Below are 18640 nucleotides of genomic sequence, written 5' to 3'. Positions count from 1 at the left end.
CACGAACATCCTTTTATCAGTGTATTAAATATTCTCCGTTAATAAGTAACGACCTTCGTTCCATAAGGAATATTATCGTAAATCCATTTTGCATTCTGGATCTCAAGACGCACACATCCGGCAGATGACGGAACGCCCATCGTAGGATCCATCACCTGATTGCTGTTAACGTAATAAGGCGATGAATGGAAGAGATAGTCGCCGTAGAATTGCGTGTAGTAATAACAAGTGTACCCATGGCCAAAGGAATAACCCTTACCGTAGACCTGATACTCCCCCAACACCGTAGGCGTGCTTGCTTTGCCGGTGGAACATACGTATCGACGGTTCAAAGACCAATTCCCTCTAGACCCCGTGTAAATGCTTGTAAGGCAACGCGACGTATCAACAAGTATCAACCAATTGGTATTGCTAGAATAGCCCTGTGCCCTTGCATCCATATAGTCAGATACCCAAGCGCCATTGGACATAAAGTACTGCCAAGAGCCGTCCACAATACGCCAACCAGTTGCCATGGCTCCACTCGAATCAAGCCAGTACCAAGTGCCACCGAGATTTACCCAACCAGTCTGCATGTATCCAGATGAGTTCAAGTAATACCAGGAACCGCCAACAGCAATCCAGCCGGTTCTCATAACAAAGGTAGACGGTTCGAGATAGAACCAAGAACCACCTATATATATCCAGCCGGATCGAGCGTAGCCATCAAACTCATCAAAGAAATACCAAGAACCGTCTATATTCTTCCATCCAGAGCACAGGGAGCCATCAGTTGGGTCTGCAAAAAATTTACAACCGCCCAGTGTTACAAAGCCCTTCGCCTGGACCAATTCTCCATCACCGTTTGAAATAAATAGCTTTCCCGCTCGCAAGGCTCCAGTTAAAACACAGTTAGAGCCGGCAAATACCTTACAAGACTCAGCTTCAGCATAATCCTGGACGTCAACCCACTCTCGACAAGCCAAGGCACCTGAAGCCTTTGCAAAATAGTATTTCCCGTCTACGGCAAATTGTCCAATTGACATTTTTCCGCCAGCAATGGGGTTGAGATAGTAATAGCAACCGTTAAGCGTTAGCCAACCAGTCTTAACAATACCTGAAGCGTTTACGGGATCCGAGTAATACCAGTCACCCTCACTCAGGTACCAGCCAAATGACAGCGCACCCGAATCAGTGAAATGGTACCGGTTGATGCCAATTGACATAAACCCTGTAACCATTTTGTGGTCATTAGTGTCGTCGAACCAATACCAAGAGCCGCCTATCGAATGCCAACCAGAAGTAAGCGTACCAGAAGATTCAGCATAGTACCAATTTAGCCCATCAAAAGCCCAGCCAACAGCCATTGCGCCAGATGACTTCAAATAGTAATCATACCCACCTAGATGCAATATGCCGGTAGCCATAATTCCATCGGAATCAAGCCAATACCAGGCGCCGTTCACAAAACGCCAGCCGTGAGCAAGTGAGTCCGAGGAGTCGGCATAATACCAATTAACACCATCAAACGCCCAGCCAACAGCCATTGCGCCAGATTCTGATAAGTAATATTTAGCTGAACCGACACAAACGATACCCTTAGACATTGCACCGTCGTTAGCGGGGTCAAGCCAATACCACTTATCGCCAACAAACAGCCATCCGGTTAGGACCTCGCCATTTTGACCGTAATACCATGCCTCGCCATCAAGACACCAACCGGAAACCAAGCCATATGTTCCAAGAAGATAAGGATGTCCATCAATAACTCGCCGGCCAGTCGCCAAAGCGCAACCTTCTAGAGAATCAAACCAGTACCATTGGCCTCCGATATACTGCCAGCCGCTCACCAGGGCGCCGGATTGATCAGCATAAAACCATTTATTATCAGTAAAAACCCAACCATAGCTCAGCGAACCGTCAGAAGCAGGATCAAAATAGTAAACAGAGCCATCAATATTCTGCATACCAGTCAAGCGGTTGCCGTTATTGAGATAATAACGAGACGACCCCTCCGATTTCCAACCGGAACACTGGTCCTCCTTCAAAGAGGGGCACTGATCTTCGGGCGATATCGGCGCAGAAGCAGCTTCAGCCTCAATAGACGAATCATCTGATTGCTGGGGCAAAGAAACAACGGTCTCGCCGCCACAATCCAACACCTCATCAGCCGCGTAAGCAGGATGTGCAATACATAAGGTCAAGACAACAAGCAAGCTCGCAAAAAGCAGCTCTTCAGCCAATTGAAAACGTCCACGATCACCAATTCGAGCATTCATTTCATGCCCCCTTCTAATAGCAACCGCTTGGCACCCTTAATAATTAAATAAAAGGACGAGCAGCACCGATTACGTTTCCGCGTACACCAATAGGATGAATTCCGACACCCTGATGAGGCCAGGAATCGATCATCATTCCGTTACCAAGTGCAATTGCAATATGACCGCGGTAATAAATAACATCGCCGCGCTGGATCGAGCTCGTACTCACGGGCATAAAGATATTGCTTCGATACCAATTCATGGAATTGTAGGTTTGGCTTGGATCCCAGCGATGGTTATAAGGGTTGTAAACACCCATATCCATGCCAGTAGCATAAAGGCACTGCAAGACAAAACCAGAGCAATCAACAGCTCCGCCGGGAGCGGTAGACCAAGGCTCAATATATTGCGTACCGATATACTCATAGGCACGCTGAATAAAGGCATTCACGCAATCTTCCCGTGTTGCTTCGACAGAGATGCGAGAAGGGGTCACATAGGTAAAGTATCCGGTGCAATAGCTAGGCAGCTGAACAGTCCAAGAGCTGACCTGAGGATACTGGGGAGGATTTTGCCAGCCAACTTTGTCGCACTGACCATCGCTCCAGAAAATTCGGCGAACGCCATCGATGGTTCTTGCACCAGTTGCCATAGCGCCGCTGCCGTCTAACCAATACCACTTACCCGAATCTTTAAGCCAGCCAACATGCATGCTTCCATTGGACTCAAGGTAATACCATGTTCCATTCAGGCATTTCCAACCAGTTGCCATTTTTCCGTCAGCGTTTAGGTAATACCATGCACCACCAGTAAAAACCCATCCGGTCTTCATCACGCCAGAATCGGCATCAAACCAATACCAATCGCCGTCAATCTGCAGCCATCCAAGATGAATGACACCCGTTCCGGGCTCAGCGTAAAACCTTAGATTTGCGACATTAACCCAGCCGGACGCAACCTGCCAACCATCAGCTCCAGCGGTTTTTAGGATAGTGCCGTTTTCGCGAATCACATCCTTGCAAAGATATCCATTATCATCAGCGTATCTTTGAACGCCGTCATTAACGGTAACCCAGCTTGAAACCACAAGCCTACCGCTCTGGTTTGCAAAACAATCGTTGCCGCCCACTTCAAATAAGCCCGTTTTCATGAGATGGCTAACAGGGTCCAGGTAATACCGGCTCGTGCCCTCTTTATACCAGCCAGAAATAAGTGCACCAGATTGGGAGGCGAAATACCAGCCGTCCTCGACCTGAGCCCAACCAACAGCCATAGCCCCGTTAGACTTTAAATAATAAGTTGCATTGCCAAGGTCTAAATACCCAACGAACATTTTGCCGTCGGAAGCTGGGTCGAGATAATACCAAGTGTCGTTAACAAATTTCCAGCCAGTGGCCGCAATACCGTTAGAGCAATAATACCAATCTGCTCCGTCTTTGTACCATCCATTTGCGAGGCCATAGTCACCAAAAATGTAGGTTCTTCCATCAATCTTTTGACGACCCTTGAACATGATGAACGTCTGTGAGTCAAAATAATAGCGAGCCCCACCTATCGTCTGCCATGACGAAGCAAGGGCACCCGATGAATAAGCCCAGTACCAATTCCCGTCAACGAGAATCCAGCCGGTTTTCATAGCACCAGAGGCATCTAAGTAGTATTTCCCGCTCCCGAGGTCGACAAAACCAACCTGCATTACATGGGTGGCAGGATCCAGGTAATACCATGTGCCATTTTGGTAAAACCAACCAGCAGCTAAATCGCCTCCAGCATTGGCATAAAACCATTTTCCATCTGAGTTGCGTAGCCAGCAGTTTTGATATAGCGCGCCAAAAGGCGTTGCGGCATTACCGTCATTCGCATAAAACGAAGCAGTCGATCCGCCAACATCGGTCACATTGAAATAACCTGTCTGCATTGCACCGTCATTGGCTGGATCAAGCCAATACCAATAGCCCCCACTTTGCAGCCAGCCAGTTAGGTGCTTACCGTTTTTTCCGTAATACCAAACTCCAGACGACTCATCCCGTTGCCAGCCATCTTTTATGACGGAAGAAATATCAGGTTGCAAATCATCGGAAACCACAGAAGAAAAAACCGCTTTTGACTCAATACTCTGAGCCTCAACGGAATCCTGTGCAAACGCGACATTCGCACTCAAGGGCAAGCAGCAAGCAGTGATTAATGACGCGGCAGCACAAACAAGCGTGGCCTTCTTTTCGAATTGATACATAAGCAACCCTCCCAGATATCTCACTTATTTATTTTAATCCACATTCCAGGATTGATTTTCGTTACTGTCTGTTCAGTCTATGTAGATAAATAAATTAAATTGAACATAGCGTTCAATCATTCTATCATTTCCCTTAGCAATGAACATCTTAATTGGAGGCCTGCAGTGGAACTGACCAAGCGTAACTTTACTGTTCTGTACGAATACCTAAAGAACCCATATGCCAGCCAGCGAGAAGTTGCCGAGCGCACTGGCCTCTCACTTGGATCGGTAAACGCAGCAAATAAAGAGCTTACGAATGAGGGCCTTCTCGAATCGGACAGCCTAACCGACAGCGGTTACGAAGCACTTCACCCCTATAAGGTTGAAAACGCAGTGATATTGGCTGCGGGGCTTTCGAGCCGCTTTGCTCCCATTTCGTATGAAAAGCCCAAAGGCCTTTTAAAGGTACGTGGTGAGATTCTCATCGAACGTCAGATTAGGCAGCTGCAAGACGCAGGTATCAGCAATATCACCGTCGTTGTCGGCTATAAAAAAGAATATTTCTTCTATCTCGAAAGCAAGTTCGGCGTCTCGATTGTCGTCAACAACGAATATGCATCCAAAAATAACCACGCATCGCTTATGTGCGTAAAAGAGCGGCTTGGCAACACCTATATTTGCTCAAGCGATGATTACCTTCTAAACAATCCGTTTGAAGCATACGTTTGGAAAGCATTTTATTCTGCTCAATATGCTGAAGGCGCCACCAAAGAATGGTGCATTCAAACCGGAGCAATGGACAGAATCACCAATGTTACGATTGGCGGTTCCGATGCTTGGTATATGCTCGGACATGTCTACTTTGATAAAGCCTTCTCGCTTGCATTCAAGCAGATTCTCGAAACGGAATATAACAAGCCCGAAACAACGGACAAGCTTTGGGAAGATCTATATATCGAGCACATCAAGGAGCTCGATATGGTTATCAAGAAGTATCCTGAGGGCGAGATCAACGAATTCGATTCTCTTGATGAACTGCGTGCCTTTGATCCGCATTTTATCGAAAACGTTGACTCCGATATTTTCGATAACATCGAGCAAGTGCTCGGCTGCTCCAAATCAGAGATTCACGACGTTTATCCACTTAAACAAGGTCTTACGAATCTATCGTGCCACTTTAGAACCAATGACGGAGAGTACGTTTACCGCCATCCGGGAGTCGGGACCGAACTGCTTATTAACAGAAATGGAGAAGTAGCCGCACTTAAAAAGGCCAAGGAACTCGGCCTTGACGACACGTTCATTCATGAGGACCCAAAGCGTGGTTGGAAAATTTCGAAGTTTGTACCCAACGCAAAGCAGCCTGATCCGCATGATGCTGCCCAAATGAATCGAATGATGCAGATGTGTCGTTCGCTTCACGAGAGTGGTGCAAATGTTGAAACCGAATTTGACTTCTACCTCGAAGCGAAGCGCTACGAATCACTTCTTCTGGAAAAAGGTCCCATCGACATTCCAGGCTACAGGGAAATGTCCGCCGAAATCGATGAATTGGAGCACTTTGTACAGGCCGATAATGCACCAAAATGCCTTTGCCACAATGACTTCTTTTACCTCAATTTCCTTATCGATGAGAACGACAAGTACTATCTCATTGACTGGGAATATGCTGGCATGAGCGATTACGCAAACGATTTTGGAACGTGCAGTGTCTGCTGCGAGCTTTCCGAAGATGAAGTCGACCGCGCGCTTGATGCATATTTTGGGCGCAAGGCAACAAACAACGAAGTTGCACATAACTATGCGCACATTGCCCTTGCAGGATGGTGCTGGTACCTCTGGTCTCTTCTGAAAGAAGCCGAAGGTGACTTCGTGGGCGAGTGGCTCTATATCTACTTCAATTACGGTGCCAAATACCTTAAAAAGGCACTGGAGATCTATCGGAAAGGTGAATAACGATGCAATTCGGCTTTTTTAGCGGTCTTCTTTGGGGCCTTGATACAGTGATTCTTGGAATCGGCTTGGCGCTTGCGCCCTATATTGGATCGGCGGAAGCGCTTGCATGCGCCTCCATTGCGGGATCTTTTCTCCATGATGCCTTCTGTGCGATCTGGCTCTTTGGGTACATGGGAGTTCGAGGCAGATTAAAAGACACGCTCGCTGCACTTAAAACTCGTTCGGGCAAGGTCGTCATCGCCGGCGCACTACTCGGTGGACCTATCGGAATGACCGGATACGTATTGGCGATTAATAATATCGGAGCAGCCTACACGGCAATTATCTCCGCCTTCTATCCCGCTGTCGGAGCATTCCTTTCTTTCGTGCTGCTGAAGGAGAAAATGGGCAAAGGACAGATTCTTTCCCTTCTCGTTGCTCTTTGCGGCGTAATGACGATGGGCTATCTATCGGCCGGATCGAGCGAGATTGCAAATGCCCCCCTCGGCTTACTCGGCGCGTTGCTTGCTGTTATCGGATGGGGATCCGAAGCGGTGCTGTGCGCGTGGGGAATGAAAGATGATGCCGTTGATGACGAAACGGCTTTGCAAATCCGCGAAACTACAAGTGCGCTTGTTTATGGAGTGCTTGTACTTCCCCTCTTCGGAGCGTGGCATTTCACGCTGAGCGCTATCCCGAGCATGCCCACATTGATTATTGCACTCGCCGGGCTCGCAGGAACTGCATCCTATCTGTTCTATTACAAGGGCATTGCGGCAATCGGAGCAGCGCGTGCGATGGCCCTGAATATCTCCTATTCGGCATGGTCGGTGGTCTTTGGCCTGATCTTGCTTGGAACAATTCCCGACATGGCATCCGTAATCTGCTGCGTTGTAATTGTATGCGGAACAGTTTTGGCAGCCAGTAACTGGGACGAACTATTTGGACGTAAGAAGACGGCGTAGCCAGATTAACAATGTAGCAAAAGGGGAGAACTCGCCGAGCTCTCCCCTTTTAGCATCATGGCTATTCAATTACCACGGCCTGGCTATCCATCTGTTGCCACGTGCCGAAGAACACCTGGGCATTTCGCGTAACATTGCCGTTAATCGAATCCGAAAGATAGACAATTCCCTGCTCGTCATCATAGCCTTTAAGGACTACGGCATGATTACCGCCCCACAGGCCATAGGAGTGCCCGTTATACCAACGCGCAGCATAGCGGCCTCCTGGCCAACTTCCCCACTCGGTATTCCACATCTCAACAGGTTGACCACAGGTCAGTCTGTTCTTAATGGAAGAAATTGACGAGAAAGAGACGTCTTTTGCTTGCTTGCCACTTCCAGCAGCACGCAGAAAGTTATTACCAGCAATAGTAATCGCAGGGGCGACGCATCCCATGAGACCCCCGCTACTACGCCTTGGGTTGCCATCAAAGGCGGTAACAAAGTTGCCGTTGCTTCCCTTGGGCAAGTAATAATCCGCAATAATCGTCTTACCTAAACCGAAACCATAGTAGTTAAGCAAGTTTGTAAGGGCAACCGACTCACAGCCAGTAGGAAGTTCCGGGTACTGCGAATAGCACGGCACATCGGCCCAAGCGCCAACCATAGCGCCGGATGAACTGAACTTGTAGTCAGTAGAGCCGATCCAATGCCAACCGTTGCTCAACATTACTCCCCCACGCGCGGCATCAAGGTAATACCATGTGCCCCCAAGGGAAAGCCATCCCGTTTTCATTATGCCAGAAGCGGAATCTAGCCAGAACCAGTTACCGCCATCGTTAAGCCAGCCGGTCGCCATTCGACCATCCGAGTTAAAGTAATACCAAGACCCAGCTATTTGCTGCCATCCAGTCAGAATTACCCCATTAGCAGAACAATAATATCGAGAACCCTGACTCTCAATCCAGCCCGTTCTAACATTCCCGTCATCGTCAATCAGCTGGATTCCCGAATCAGTCATGATGCCTTTAAGGTCAATTGCACCGCTGGACGAAGAATGATACATCCAAGACCCATCACCGTTTGACCAGCAATTAGCCATCATCTTGCCGGAACTATTAAATATATATTCACACGATCCAATAGTTTGAACGCCCGTTGCCATGGCATGCGTCAAGGGATCGAGCCAGTACCACGCACCGCTTAGGCTGAGCCAGCCGGAGGCGAGGGCGCCGGAGCCAGTCGCGTAGTACCAGGTGCCGTCGTCGAGGACCCATCCGGTCGCCATGGCGCCGGAGGCGTCGAACCAGTACGCTGAGCCGTTGCATGCGTGAAGGCCCGTCACCATGGCGCCGCCCGCGTCGGGGTCGAGCCAGCACCAGGAGCCGCCGGTGTAAAGCCAGCCGGTCGAGGCGATACCGTCAGCGAACCAGTACCAGGAGCCGTCGACGAGGCCCCAGCCGTTAAGGGGACCGCAGCTGCCGAAGTAGCGACGGACGCCATGCGCGTCCGTCTGGTAGCCCGTCAGCATGGCCCCCGTCCGGGCGTCGAAGCAGTAGGGCACGCCGCCGACGGATACGGGGCCGCGCGCCAGCGCGCCGGAGCCCGTCGCGTAGTACCAGGTCCCGCCGTCGAGGACCCACCCGGACGCCATAGCCCCGGAGGCGTCGAACCAGTACGCGGAGCCGTTGCACTCGTTCAGGCCGGTGGCCATGGCATGCGTTGTAGAATCGAGCCAGTACCACGTGCCGCCCAGGTTGAGCCAGCCGGAGGCGAGGGCACCGGAGCCGGTCGCGTAGTACCAGGTGCCGCCGTCGAGGACCCAGCCGGTCGCCATGGCCCCGGAGGCGTCGAACCAGTACGCGGAGCCGTTGCACTCGTTCAGGCCGGTGGCCATGGCATGCGTCGAGGGGTCGAGCCAGTACCAGATCCCACTGGTATAGAGCCAGCAAGAATGCAGCGAGACCGGATTAACTGAATCCACATAGAACCAGTTGCCGTCAAACGAATTCCAACCCAGATTCCATTTAACGGATTCTTGAGCAGGACCATCATCGATTGAATCAGAAGGAGAAAGAGCCGAGGGGACGGATTGCCGCTCAAAATCAGTAGGGATGGAGGAGCTTATGGATTCTGCGTTCGCGATATCAACCACACCGGGCCCAGCGAGCAGTATAGTTGAAAGAATGATTAGGGTTAATGTTATTCGCTTTTTCCTTGCCATGTGCAGCCCCCAGTAGTAACCAATTTTTACATAAACATAGTCTACAAATGGATAGCTAAGAGCAATATGTAATTAGAAAAAAGCAATTAAAGAAGAGTTGCTAGCCGAGCCATGCACCATTACTAGCAAAAGAGTATTTCACCCCATCGATTTCTTGAACACCCGTAGTCATAGCGTGCGTCGAGGGGTCAAGCCAGTACCAGGCGCCGCCGACGTAGGCCCAGCCGGAGGCGAGGGCGCCGGAGCCCGTCGCGTAGTACCAGGTCCCGCCGTCGAGGACCCATCCGGTCGCCATCGCGCCGGAGCCGTTGAACCAGTACGCGGAGCCGTTGCACTCGTGGAGCCCAGTGGCCATGGTGTGCGTCGAGGGATCGAGCCAGTACCACGCACCGCTTAGGCTGAGCCAGCCGGAGGCGAGGGCGCCGGAGCCAGTCGCGTAGTACCAGGTGCCGTCGTCGAGGACCCATCCGGTCGCCATGGCGCCGGAGGCGTCGAACCAGTACGCTGAGCCGTTGCATGCGTGAAGGCCCGTCACCATGGCGCCGCCCGCGTCGGGGTCGAGCCAGCACCAGGAGCCGCCGGTGTAAAGCCAGCCGGTCGAGGCGATACCGTCAGCGAACCAGTACCAGGAGCCGTCGACGAGGCCCCAGCCGTTAAGGGGACCGCAGCTGCCGAAGTAGCGACGGACGCCATGCGCGTCCGTCTGGTAGCCCGTCAGCATGGCCCCCGTCCGGGCGTCGAAGCAGTAGGGCACGCCGCCGACGGATACGGGGCCGCGCGCCAGCGCGCCGGAGCCCGTCGCGTAGTACCAGGTCCCGCCGTCGAGGACCCACCCGGACGCCATAGCGCCGGACGAATTAAACCAGTACAGGGAGCCGTTGCACTCGTGAAGGCCGGTAGCCATGGCACCGCCCGCGTCGGGCTCGAGCCAGTACCACGTGCCACTCTGAAACAACCATCCAGTATACGACTTGCCGTTGGAGGCTGCATAATACCAGGTGCTGTCAATTAGTTGCCAATGATAAAGGGAGACATCAACATACGCGTAGTTCATATCAACGTTGCCGTTGATTCCAGGGACTTTTCCGTTGCTCTTATACTGCCAAAAACTGTAATTGCCGGTATAGTCACATTGCGAGTTATATTGAGCAATCCAATGATCCCAAGAGCTACTCTTAAATACAGAGTCAGTCAAAATGTTGTTAAACCAATTTAAATTTGCATAAATACCAGGCTCATATCCTGCGACAGAAATCCTATTACAAAAAACCTGCGCCCTCGATGCAATTCCGGTTTGACGTCCATTTGCAATTATCGAGTTATCCTCAAGATCGTAATACACCGGCAATCTTGGATTATGCCCAGAAAGGCAATTGATCACCATTGATGCCTCATCAGCTGCCTGCTGATTATCAAAAGCATATGAATAGATATAGACGCCGTAGGGAATTCCGAGCCGCTCGCACTCAGAAATATTTCGATTAAATTGATAGTCAACTCGACCGCCGAAAGACGGAGCGCCAAACCCAACGCGCAGAATAGCGAAATCGATGCCAGAAGCTTTAACTGCGTCCCAATCAATACGCCCTTGGTGCTCGCTGACGTCAATGCCCTGAGCTGTAACCCCATCGGGAAGAGCGTCCATAGACAATAAAGCTATTCCGTCTTCTTCGGAAGAAGCATCATCTGAAACTAATTGTCCACCCTCATAACGCCAAGAATTCTCAACCAGAGTCTGAGCAGCCTCTGCATCCGCAGGGCATACAAACATAGAAACGGGCGCAAGGAGCAATAGCACCAACAATGCCGAAAACAACTTAAGATGTTTGTTCATGTAAACCTCGTCATTCGCTCTTGATTGCGTCTAGCTTACAGCATAGCTATGAAACACTTCCGAACATCTAACTGGACAAGACGCCATCTAGGACGATAAATAGTTGGGCGCGATGCTGCAAAGAAAAAAAGAACTTACCAGCAAGGTTGAACCCGAAGGCTCATTGTCCCCCTACCTCCCCAAGAATACCGACTTCAAATAAGCTTTCAAACCAGATGTCAAAAAGGTAGGGGACCCAGAGAGTCCCCCTACAACGCGGAATTCTAACGAATCAAGATTACTTTCGATGGGCCCAAAGCAGTCAAACCGGAGATGCGATTTCCATAACCATCACTATGCCAGAACAAATTTTCGCTCGGCGAATTGCCCCAGAAAAAACCAATGTGGCTATCGTCCGCATATGGGTTGTAAGGATTGAAGAACACAATGTCCCCCTTACGAGCCAAACCACTACGTAACAACTCATCAATAGAGTTGAAATAAGTCACGTTCGCACACGTATCGATAGCGTAGCCGTACCAACGATAAGCGTTTACGCAGCCGCCCCTTCCGGGACCTCCACTCCAAGGGGAATGGCTCTGCTCGGCGGCAATGGGAGCTAAATTCCCGCCCGCCTTCATATATGCGTGCGATACAAATCCTCCGCAGTTCATACCGGTATACCCATCCCAGCGAGGATCACCCTTTGGATACATGCATGTTTCTTGGCTAAGATGTGTATCGTAGCGTGTTCCACGGTAATAGCCGTCGTTTTCGTGGCTCATAAGCCAATTGACCAGACTGGACCTATTAACCCCCAAAACAGAGCCAGACGTATTCAACCATGCACCACTTGCATTGAAGTAATAGTCAACGCCATCGATTTTCAGCCACCCGTTAGCAAACATGGCACCCGAAGGCTGAAGCCAGTACCACGTACCGCCGTCATTAAGCCATCCAGTTTTCATCTTGAACGTGGAAGGGTCCATCCAATACCACGCACCGTTGACATATTGCCAACCAGACTTAAGGACACCATTGGAAGATGCGTAGTACCAAGTATTGCCGTTTTCGTCAGAAGCGTCATTCGACATAATCCAACCAGATGCCACATTAACGACACCGTTTTGGTCCGCATAGAAAACCGCGTCTCCAATATGAATTGTACCCGGCAATGAAGACAAGTCGGCACGATCAGCGACTAAGGGAGATCCATCAGATGAAGTAGGCAACGGCTCGCTCAGTGCTCCAGACGAATTCGCCCATGCCATACCGTTGCTCAAATTGATCCAGCACGAAGATGCCATCGCACCGGAATCATAAGAAAAATAGCGCGTGCTTCCTACCGCAAATTCACCAGTACGCATTGCGCCGGATACATCATCAAGGTAATACCAGGCGCTTCCGGACTTTATCCATCGTCCTCGTTGAATAGCTCCGCTTGAGGCGGCGTAATACCAAGTACCATCAGCAAGTGCCCAGCCCGTTGCCATGGCACCAGAGCTCGTAAGGATATAGGAGGATGTACCCACTTGCACAAAGCCCGTGAGCATAATATGGCTTCCTGGATCCAGGTAATACCAAGAATTCCCTAGAAGTAACCAGCCTCCATGCAGTAAGCCGTTGGAGTCAGCGTAATACCAGTTGTTGTCAATAAGTGCCCACCGGGAGGATAGCATGGCCCCTGAACTGTTAAAGATATAAGAGGTGCCATTGCATTCATTCAGCCCGGTGACCATAGAACCGTCTGCAGGATCAAGCCAATACCAACGACCCCCATCCGAGAGCCAGCCCTTTACCAGAGCGCCAGAGCCGGAAAAATAATGCCAGACAGAAGCATCAAGATGCCATCCGATAAGCATTGCACCAGAAGAAGAGAATCCATACGTGGCTCCCCCGATCTGCAGCATCGCATCGTGGACCATCTTGCCCTCATCATCCAGCCAATACCAGTTGCTGCCGTCTGAAAGCCAGCCTTTTACCATGGCGCCAGAACCGGAGAAATAACGCCAAGCAGAAGTGGAGCCCGTAGAATCTAGGTACCAGCCGACACGCATTGCGCCCGAAGAGGAGAAGGCATACGTCGCACCCCCGACTTGAACCAACCCATCCTGAGCCATTCGACCTTCGTCGTCAAACCAGTACCAGACACCGTTTATATGTCTCCAAGAAGAAACAGCGATTGTTCCGTCGGACAAGCCCCAACGCCAAAAACCAGCCCCTTCTTCGGGTGATATCCACCCCTGATGCCAAATAATTTGATTCGAGACCTCAGAAGGGATCTCATTATCCACCTGAGAGTTCTGCTCGACAGCGAAGGTCGATTCGCGCTGAGCATCAACGCCTGACTCGACAGAAGCAATAGTAACGTTAGATGCGGGACCTTCGTCAGTGTTATTCGAATCAAGGGCGTATAACATCGAGGGCGAACCCAAAAGGAGCCCCAAAGAAACCAGGCCCGAAAAGACCAGCTCCCCGAATGAGCATTTCATCATAGCGGCACGGTATCCAATCACACAGCGACCCCGTCACCTCAGGGCAACGGGGCCTCAATCAAAACTAACTCAATAATGTGCTAGCCAATTTGCTGGCAGTTTTTGCACTCTCGTGAAGCGCCACGCCTCTGGGCCTCCTGAATAGGGATCTGCGAATAGCCCTTTGCGTCCTTGCCAACGGTACGGCACTTATGCGTATGGTAAACATCGCTTCCGTTCTTATACCAAACTAAACCGTAACCTGGAATCCACTTGCCGTCCTCGCCGACATAATAGGAGCCGACCCAGGCGTTCGTAGCCATGGCGCCGGAAGACTTAAGATAGTAGTCGCCGACCCAGGCGTCGTGGGTCATAGCGCCGGAACCGTTAAAGTAGTACCAGGCCCCGTTGATCTCGAGCCAACCGGTGACCATGGCACCGGCATTGTCGAACCAGTACCAGACTCCGCCAATGTTGACCCAAGAGTTAGAGGCCATAGCGCCCGAACCACTGAGCCAATACCACGTGCCGCCATTGCTGAGCCAGCCGGTTGCCATGGCTCCCGAACCACTCGCATAGTACCAAGAGCCGCCTGCCAAGAACCAGCCAATGGCCATTGCACCGGAATCGCCGAACCAGTACCAGGAGCCGCCCAGGCTGCGCCAGCCGTTAGCAACCATGGCGCCCGAACCATCGAGGTAGTACCACGCACCGCCGATGTTAAGCCAACCAGTGGCCATCACACCGGAGGCATTGGCGTAGTACCAGGTACCCGAATCGTTGATCCAGCCAGTCAGCATGACCCCAGATTCGTTGAAATAGTACCAAGCCCCGCCGAGATTATGCCAACCGGTCAGAAGCTCGCCGCTGAAGGTCGCGTAGGACCACTTACCGTAAATGGAGTCATAGAACCAGCCGCTATGCTGCATACGGCCATCAGCATTGGCGCCAGGGGAGTTCAGGAAGTAGTTCTTGCCGTCAATTTGAACTCGGCCGTATGCCATATCATGGCTTTCGGGGTAGAAGTAGTACTTGTCCCCACCGATAGACTGCCAGCCCGAAACTGCGGTCCCGTCAGCGCCAAAATAGTACCAGACGGCTTCGTAATCCTTATGCCACTGGTTCGTGACCATGGCGCCAGTCTCGGGATCGAAATAGCGCAGGTTGCCGTCCTCGAACCGAACGAGTCCGGTCTTCGGACGACCGTCGGAACACCATTCCATAATCGGTCCACCGCCTCCGCCACCGCCAGCAATATCAGCAAATGAGGGCGCCGGGGCAACCGTCATGCAGGCAGCGGCAAATGCAACAACTCCCAGCAATGTTAGTCCGCGCCATCTTTCTCGAAGGTTTTTCATACGACATCCTTTCTCCGAGATTTAAGGCTCTCTTAAGTTATTTTTAAACTATCAATTCAGTATTTCAACGGGAAATCGATAAAAGGTGTCTTTGTGACTGCAATTTAAATATGAGTCGCCACACCTCAACCGTTACGCTAAATAGCTTCTGAGTCAAACCGAGCACATAAGCGAACTAATTTAATACAGTCACCTGAAAAAACCTGACACACGTTTTCGATATGACAAGAGCCGCTTCAACGAGGAGCACTTGAACCCCACCGCTCTTGCAGCTCTTGAGGATACTTTGCCGGATCTTGGAATTACTTCGCTCTAAAGCAAGAAGTACTCGCTTTCGGTGGATAGGTTCGGCCCGAGCCACGGATCGCCATCCAAGAAGAACTCAGGCCAGCGCCGCATGAACAGTACTTGCTCGCGCTTCCAGCGACACATCTTTTCCTCGTTGGCCTCTTCCCTACCGCGCGAGGTGAACTCGTAGTGTTAGAGCTCGGCATAGGGTGTAAAGATGGTTCGATAGCCGGCCTCCCACACGCGCAGACAAAAGTCCGCGTCGGTAAAGCCAACGGCGAATTCCTCATTGTAGCCTCCGACCTGCTCAAACACTTCGCGACGGACCATCTGACAGTTGCCCGTCACGGCACTAAAGTTGCCCGGACGCACAGCACGGGCAAGATAGCCCTCACGCTTTGCAAAAGACATCTTTGTGGCTGCAAATTAAATAAACGCAATTCTATGCCCATATCGATGCGTCATATGCCAGCAGCGCATTCTATTGGTATGGAAACCGATTCGAGTCATTGATTTGAACTGGAGCCTCTACAACAATTAATAGCGCCCTAGACAGCAACAGCACCAGAGACATACCAGACTAGCCATCATCACCGATCTCAAATAATTCGCAACGGTTACCATGTCGGCCTTCGACTCAACCGGCCAGATTACAGCAACCTCGATGATAGTCGTCTTAGTTGCAACAACCGTGGGCGTTACCATGCCTACAACAGGCTTTACGTGCCCACGACACGCTTTCCTAGATGATTATCAACCAATCCGCTACAACCAGAGAACGCTGGTTCAGAATCCCAATTGTTCCATCACCTGTGTAGAGGGATCGTCGGCAAATCACGTATGCAGTAGAAAATGTCGAAAGTCTCGGTTCTACGACATAGCTTTATTTAACAAATCGCAAGGACCGACAAGTCGCATGAAGAAGCCGACTAAGAGTTTTCTGAGACCTTCCAGCATTAAGCAAATCGCGAAAACAGCCGTTGGAACCAGAAGCACCTGCAATATTCCCAGTCTAACGCCGACACGCGTAAAGGGAAACAGCGAGCTCCAAAGCCAACTTTGGATAGGCCCATAGTCAGAAATAAGATAAGTAGCGAAACAAAGTTTCGCTACAGCGTTAACGAAACGGGAGGAAAAATGCGGCATCTTTAAATCGATCAACAAGACCGAAATTGCTATAACTAACGAAAAAATAGACGCCGGTGATCCGAAAAAACCGTTATACAAATTCGCAAAGGTCGAGCCCAGCAAACCATCAAAATGGAATTGACCATAAAACGATATTGCAACTCCCACAAAGGAAGCAATACAACAAGTAACCAGGCGCCGTACATCCACTGTTGACAAATCTACATACCAGCGAATATAGCAAACAAGAACGCAAATTATAATAAAATCAACTAGTAGCCCGTCGATGGGAATCCAAAAGAGTGGCACATAACGCAGGAATCCAAAGGCGAAGACCAGAAAGATTGATAGATAAAGATGTAGTTTCTGGTCCAACACATGCAAAGCCGGAATTAAAAAGGGCAGAAAAATAACAAGCCAAGCATAGACGGTTACAAACCACCAACTAGAACCAGTAAGAGTTGGTGCAAAAATATCTATCAAATTGGTTGGACTTACTTGAATATCGCCGCGAAGCATGAAGAAAAAACCCAGCACAATACTATAGAAGAGAACCGTGCCTTCGATTGAAGCTATCTGTTTAACAGCTTGTTTAATGGAGTATCCAGCTTTCCCCGCAACAAACCAGATTGTTATGGCAACAAAGCAGCCGACCGCAGTTCTTCCAATTGGATAGAAAAAGATATTGTAGAAAAACCTAGTAAACGAGCTAGGAAATACGGAAACAGAATCAGCGTTGTGAACAACAAAATGATGAGCCATTACCGTCCACATAAGGACAATGCGAAGTAATTCGATACGGGAATCTCGTATTTTTACCATAATGCCCCCAAGTAAAATCAAAGCCTAATAATACCTCGACCTAGAACCGTTCGAGAATCTCCTCGGCATTCTCTCGCAGATAGATATCTAGGTCCGGCACGGCAAACTGCACGTAGCCTCTCTGTGGCGCCTGAATAACCTCTCTTTGTAGCAATTTTGCCCTAATGGAGCTGACCTCATTGGTCTTTTTACCCATGCGCCTAGCAATCTCAGATGATTTGGACTGTTGTTTGTCCTCGCACATCGCCAAAAGGTATTTGATATCGTTAGGCCCCAGTCCGGAAATCGCTGGCTCGTGAACAACATCGTGAAAACGAGCCTCTGCCAGCGCAATGCCTTCGGTGACGTCGCGCTCGCTCACAATGGCACTTTTGGCACGATGCAAGTTGGAGCGCTGCCAAATGGAATAACCGACCAGTTGCACCAGATAGGCATAGCCCTTAGTGGCCTTAGCGGCCCTCGACAGCAGATCGTCCTCTATGGTCAAACCAGTCGCGACAAAACTATCGCCCATAGAGAGAGCTACCTCCACCTGGTTGATAGGCGCCAGATCTTCGGGGAGGGCACGACGCAAAAACGTAAGCGCCTTGCCGTTAATAAGATCCATAACACCGGCGGGTAAACCAGCAAAGGCAAGTGCGATATCTACTTTTTCCCCTATCAAAAGCTGAACCGCAGACGCAACAGCTCGTATATCATCAATCGGGGCGTCCTGAACTTCATCGATGGCAATAAAAAGACCCTTGGATGACTTCGCTGCCGATCTCAACAACTTTCTAAGGCTCGACTCTTTGGGTGCAACATCGACTTTCGCCGAAACAAATCCTGCGTTTACGCCGACCGAAGCATTGGCCTCAAGAGAAGAATCAGCAACCTGATCCCGCAAGTCCAACAATAGGTCAGGGCCAGCAGAAACAATAGCGGTCTTCCATCCAAGCTCTCGCGCACGATCCCTAAGATCGCAGAGCAAAACAGTTTTTCCGGAGCCCCTCGGTCCAGCAATGCGCATGAGCCTCGCAGGTGCACCAATCGATTATCAATTAATCGTAGCTTTATAATTATATCGTAAGTTATATCGGTTTTTATCGGTTTGTACATGGCAGTATAAACTTATCGCGGAAACCTTGATTCGCAACTTCATCCGAACACTTCCCACATTCATCCGTACATGTACGGATGAATGTGGGAATCCGATACCC

11 protein-coding genes are annotated in these 18640 nt (G+C 50.3%); 2 read left to right on the top strand and 9 right to left on the bottom strand.

Annotation, left to right across the window (positions count from 1 at the left end):
* Positions 1-38: 38 nt before the first annotated feature.
* On the bottom strand, positions 39-2258 hold the full coding sequence (locus tag AAAV21_RS05550; protein WP_349108043.1) for a L,D-transpeptidase family protein: 2220 nt from the start codon (positions 2256-2258) through the stop codon (positions 39-41).
* Between the two features lie 43 nt (positions 2259-2301).
* On the bottom strand, positions 2302-4473 hold the full coding sequence (locus tag AAAV21_RS05545) for an NlpC/P60 family protein (RefSeq protein WP_349108041.1): 2172 nt from the start codon (positions 4471-4473) through the stop codon (positions 2302-2304).
* Positions 4474-4638: 165 nt separating this feature from the next.
* On the opposite strand from AAAV21_RS05545, the gene AAAV21_RS05540 reads away from it, so the two are divergent.
* Together AAAV21_RS05540 and AAAV21_RS05535 are read left to right on the top strand one after the other, a co-directional pair.
* The gene (locus tag AAAV21_RS05540) at positions 4639-6411 is read left to right on the top strand and encodes a phosphotransferase (RefSeq protein ID WP_349108040.1); all 1773 of its coding nucleotides are present in this window, start codon (positions 4639-4641) and stop codon (positions 6409-6411) included.
* A 2-nt stretch (positions 6412-6413) separates the two neighbouring features.
* A complete protein-coding gene (locus tag AAAV21_RS05535; RefSeq protein WP_349108037.1) occupies positions 6414-7355 on the top strand; it encodes a DMT family transporter in 942 nt (313 codons plus the stop codon).
* A gap of 61 nt (positions 7356-7416) precedes the next feature.
* On the opposite strand, the gene AAAV21_RS05530 is transcribed toward AAAV21_RS05535, so the two are convergent.
* From AAAV21_RS05530 to AAAV21_RS05500, 7 genes are all read right to left on the bottom strand, one after another.
* A complete protein-coding gene (locus tag AAAV21_RS05530) occupies positions 7417-9558 on the bottom strand; it encodes a C39 family peptidase (RefSeq protein WP_349108036.1) in 2142 nt (713 codons plus the stop codon).
* A 100-nt stretch (positions 9559-9658) separates the two neighbouring features.
* The gene (locus AAAV21_RS05525) at positions 9659-10612 is read right to left on the bottom strand and encodes a hypothetical protein (protein WP_349108035.1); all 954 of its coding nucleotides are present in this window, start codon (positions 10610-10612) and stop codon (positions 9659-9661) included.
* Positions 10613-11655: 1043 nt separating this feature from the next.
* Positions 11656-13887 carry a hypothetical protein gene (locus tag AAAV21_RS05520; RefSeq protein ID WP_349108032.1) on the bottom strand — a complete coding sequence of 744 codons (2232 nt, stop codon included), beginning with the start codon at positions 13885-13887 and terminating at the stop codon, positions 11656-11658.
* A gap of 59 nt (positions 13888-13946) precedes the next feature.
* Positions 13947-15068 (bottom strand): hypothetical protein, encoded by a 1122-nt coding sequence (locus tag AAAV21_RS05515; RefSeq protein WP_349108030.1) that lies wholly within the window; start codon positions 15066-15068, stop codon positions 13947-13949.
* A 615-nt stretch (positions 15069-15683) separates the two neighbouring features.
* On the bottom strand, positions 15684-15902 hold the full coding sequence (locus AAAV21_RS05510) for a glycosyltransferase family 2 protein (protein WP_349108028.1): 219 nt from the start codon (positions 15900-15902) through the stop codon (positions 15684-15686).
* Positions 15903-16361: 459 nt separating this feature from the next.
* Positions 16362-17441, bottom strand: coding sequence for an acyltransferase family protein (locus tag AAAV21_RS05505; protein WP_349108189.1), 1080 nt, complete (start codon positions 17439-17441; stop codon positions 16362-16364).
* Positions 17442-17481: 40 nt separating this feature from the next.
* The gene (locus AAAV21_RS05500; RefSeq protein WP_349108025.1) at positions 17482-18450 is read right to left on the bottom strand and encodes an ATP-binding protein; all 969 of its coding nucleotides are present in this window, start codon (positions 18448-18450) and stop codon (positions 17482-17484) included.
* Between the last annotated feature and the right edge of the window lie 190 nt (positions 18451-18640).

It is taken from the genome of Collinsella sp. CLA-AA-H302 (genome assembly GCF_040093305.1).
Lineage (GTDB): Bacteria > Actinomycetota > Coriobacteriia > Coriobacteriales > Coriobacteriaceae > Collinsella.
The sequence above is the reverse complement of the archived record's forward strand: the minus strand, read 5'-3'. Positions and strand labels throughout refer to the sequence as shown.

Excerpts from the sequence above, each read along its gene's own strand:
- AAAV21_RS05510 (WP_349108028.1), bottom strand. The coding sequence starts at position 15,902 with ATGTCTTTTGCAAAGCGTGAGGGCTATCTTGCCCGTGCTGTGCGTCCG.
- AAAV21_RS05545 (WP_349108041.1), bottom strand. The coding sequence starts at position 4,473 with ATGTATCAATTCGAAAAGAAGGCCACGCTTGTTTGTGCTGCCGCGTCA.
- AAAV21_RS05500 (WP_349108025.1), bottom strand. The coding sequence starts at position 18,450 with ATGCGCATTGCTGGACCGAGGGGCTCCGGAAAAACTGTTTTGCTCTGC.
- AAAV21_RS05505 (WP_349108189.1), bottom strand. The coding sequence starts at position 17,441 with ATGGTAAAAATACGAGATTCCCGTATCGAATTACTTCGCATTGTCCTT.
- AAAV21_RS05515 (WP_349108030.1), bottom strand. The coding sequence starts at position 15,068 with ATGGAATGGTGTTCCGACGGTCGTCCGAAGACCGGACTCGTTCGGTTC.
- AAAV21_RS05550 (WP_349108043.1), bottom strand. The coding sequence starts at position 2,258 with ATGAATGCTCGAATTGGTGATCGTGGACGTTTTCAATTGGCTGAAGAG.
- AAAV21_RS05535 (WP_349108037.1), top strand. The coding sequence starts at position 6,414 with ATGCAATTCGGCTTTTTTAGCGGTCTTCTTTGGGGCCTTGATACAGTG.
- AAAV21_RS05525 (WP_349108035.1), bottom strand. The coding sequence starts at position 10,612 with ATGAACTACGCGTATGTTGATGTCTCCCTTTATCATTGGCAACTAATT.
- AAAV21_RS05530 (WP_349108036.1), bottom strand. The coding sequence starts at position 9,558 with ATGGCAAGGAAAAAGCGAATAACATTAACCCTAATCATTCTTTCAACT.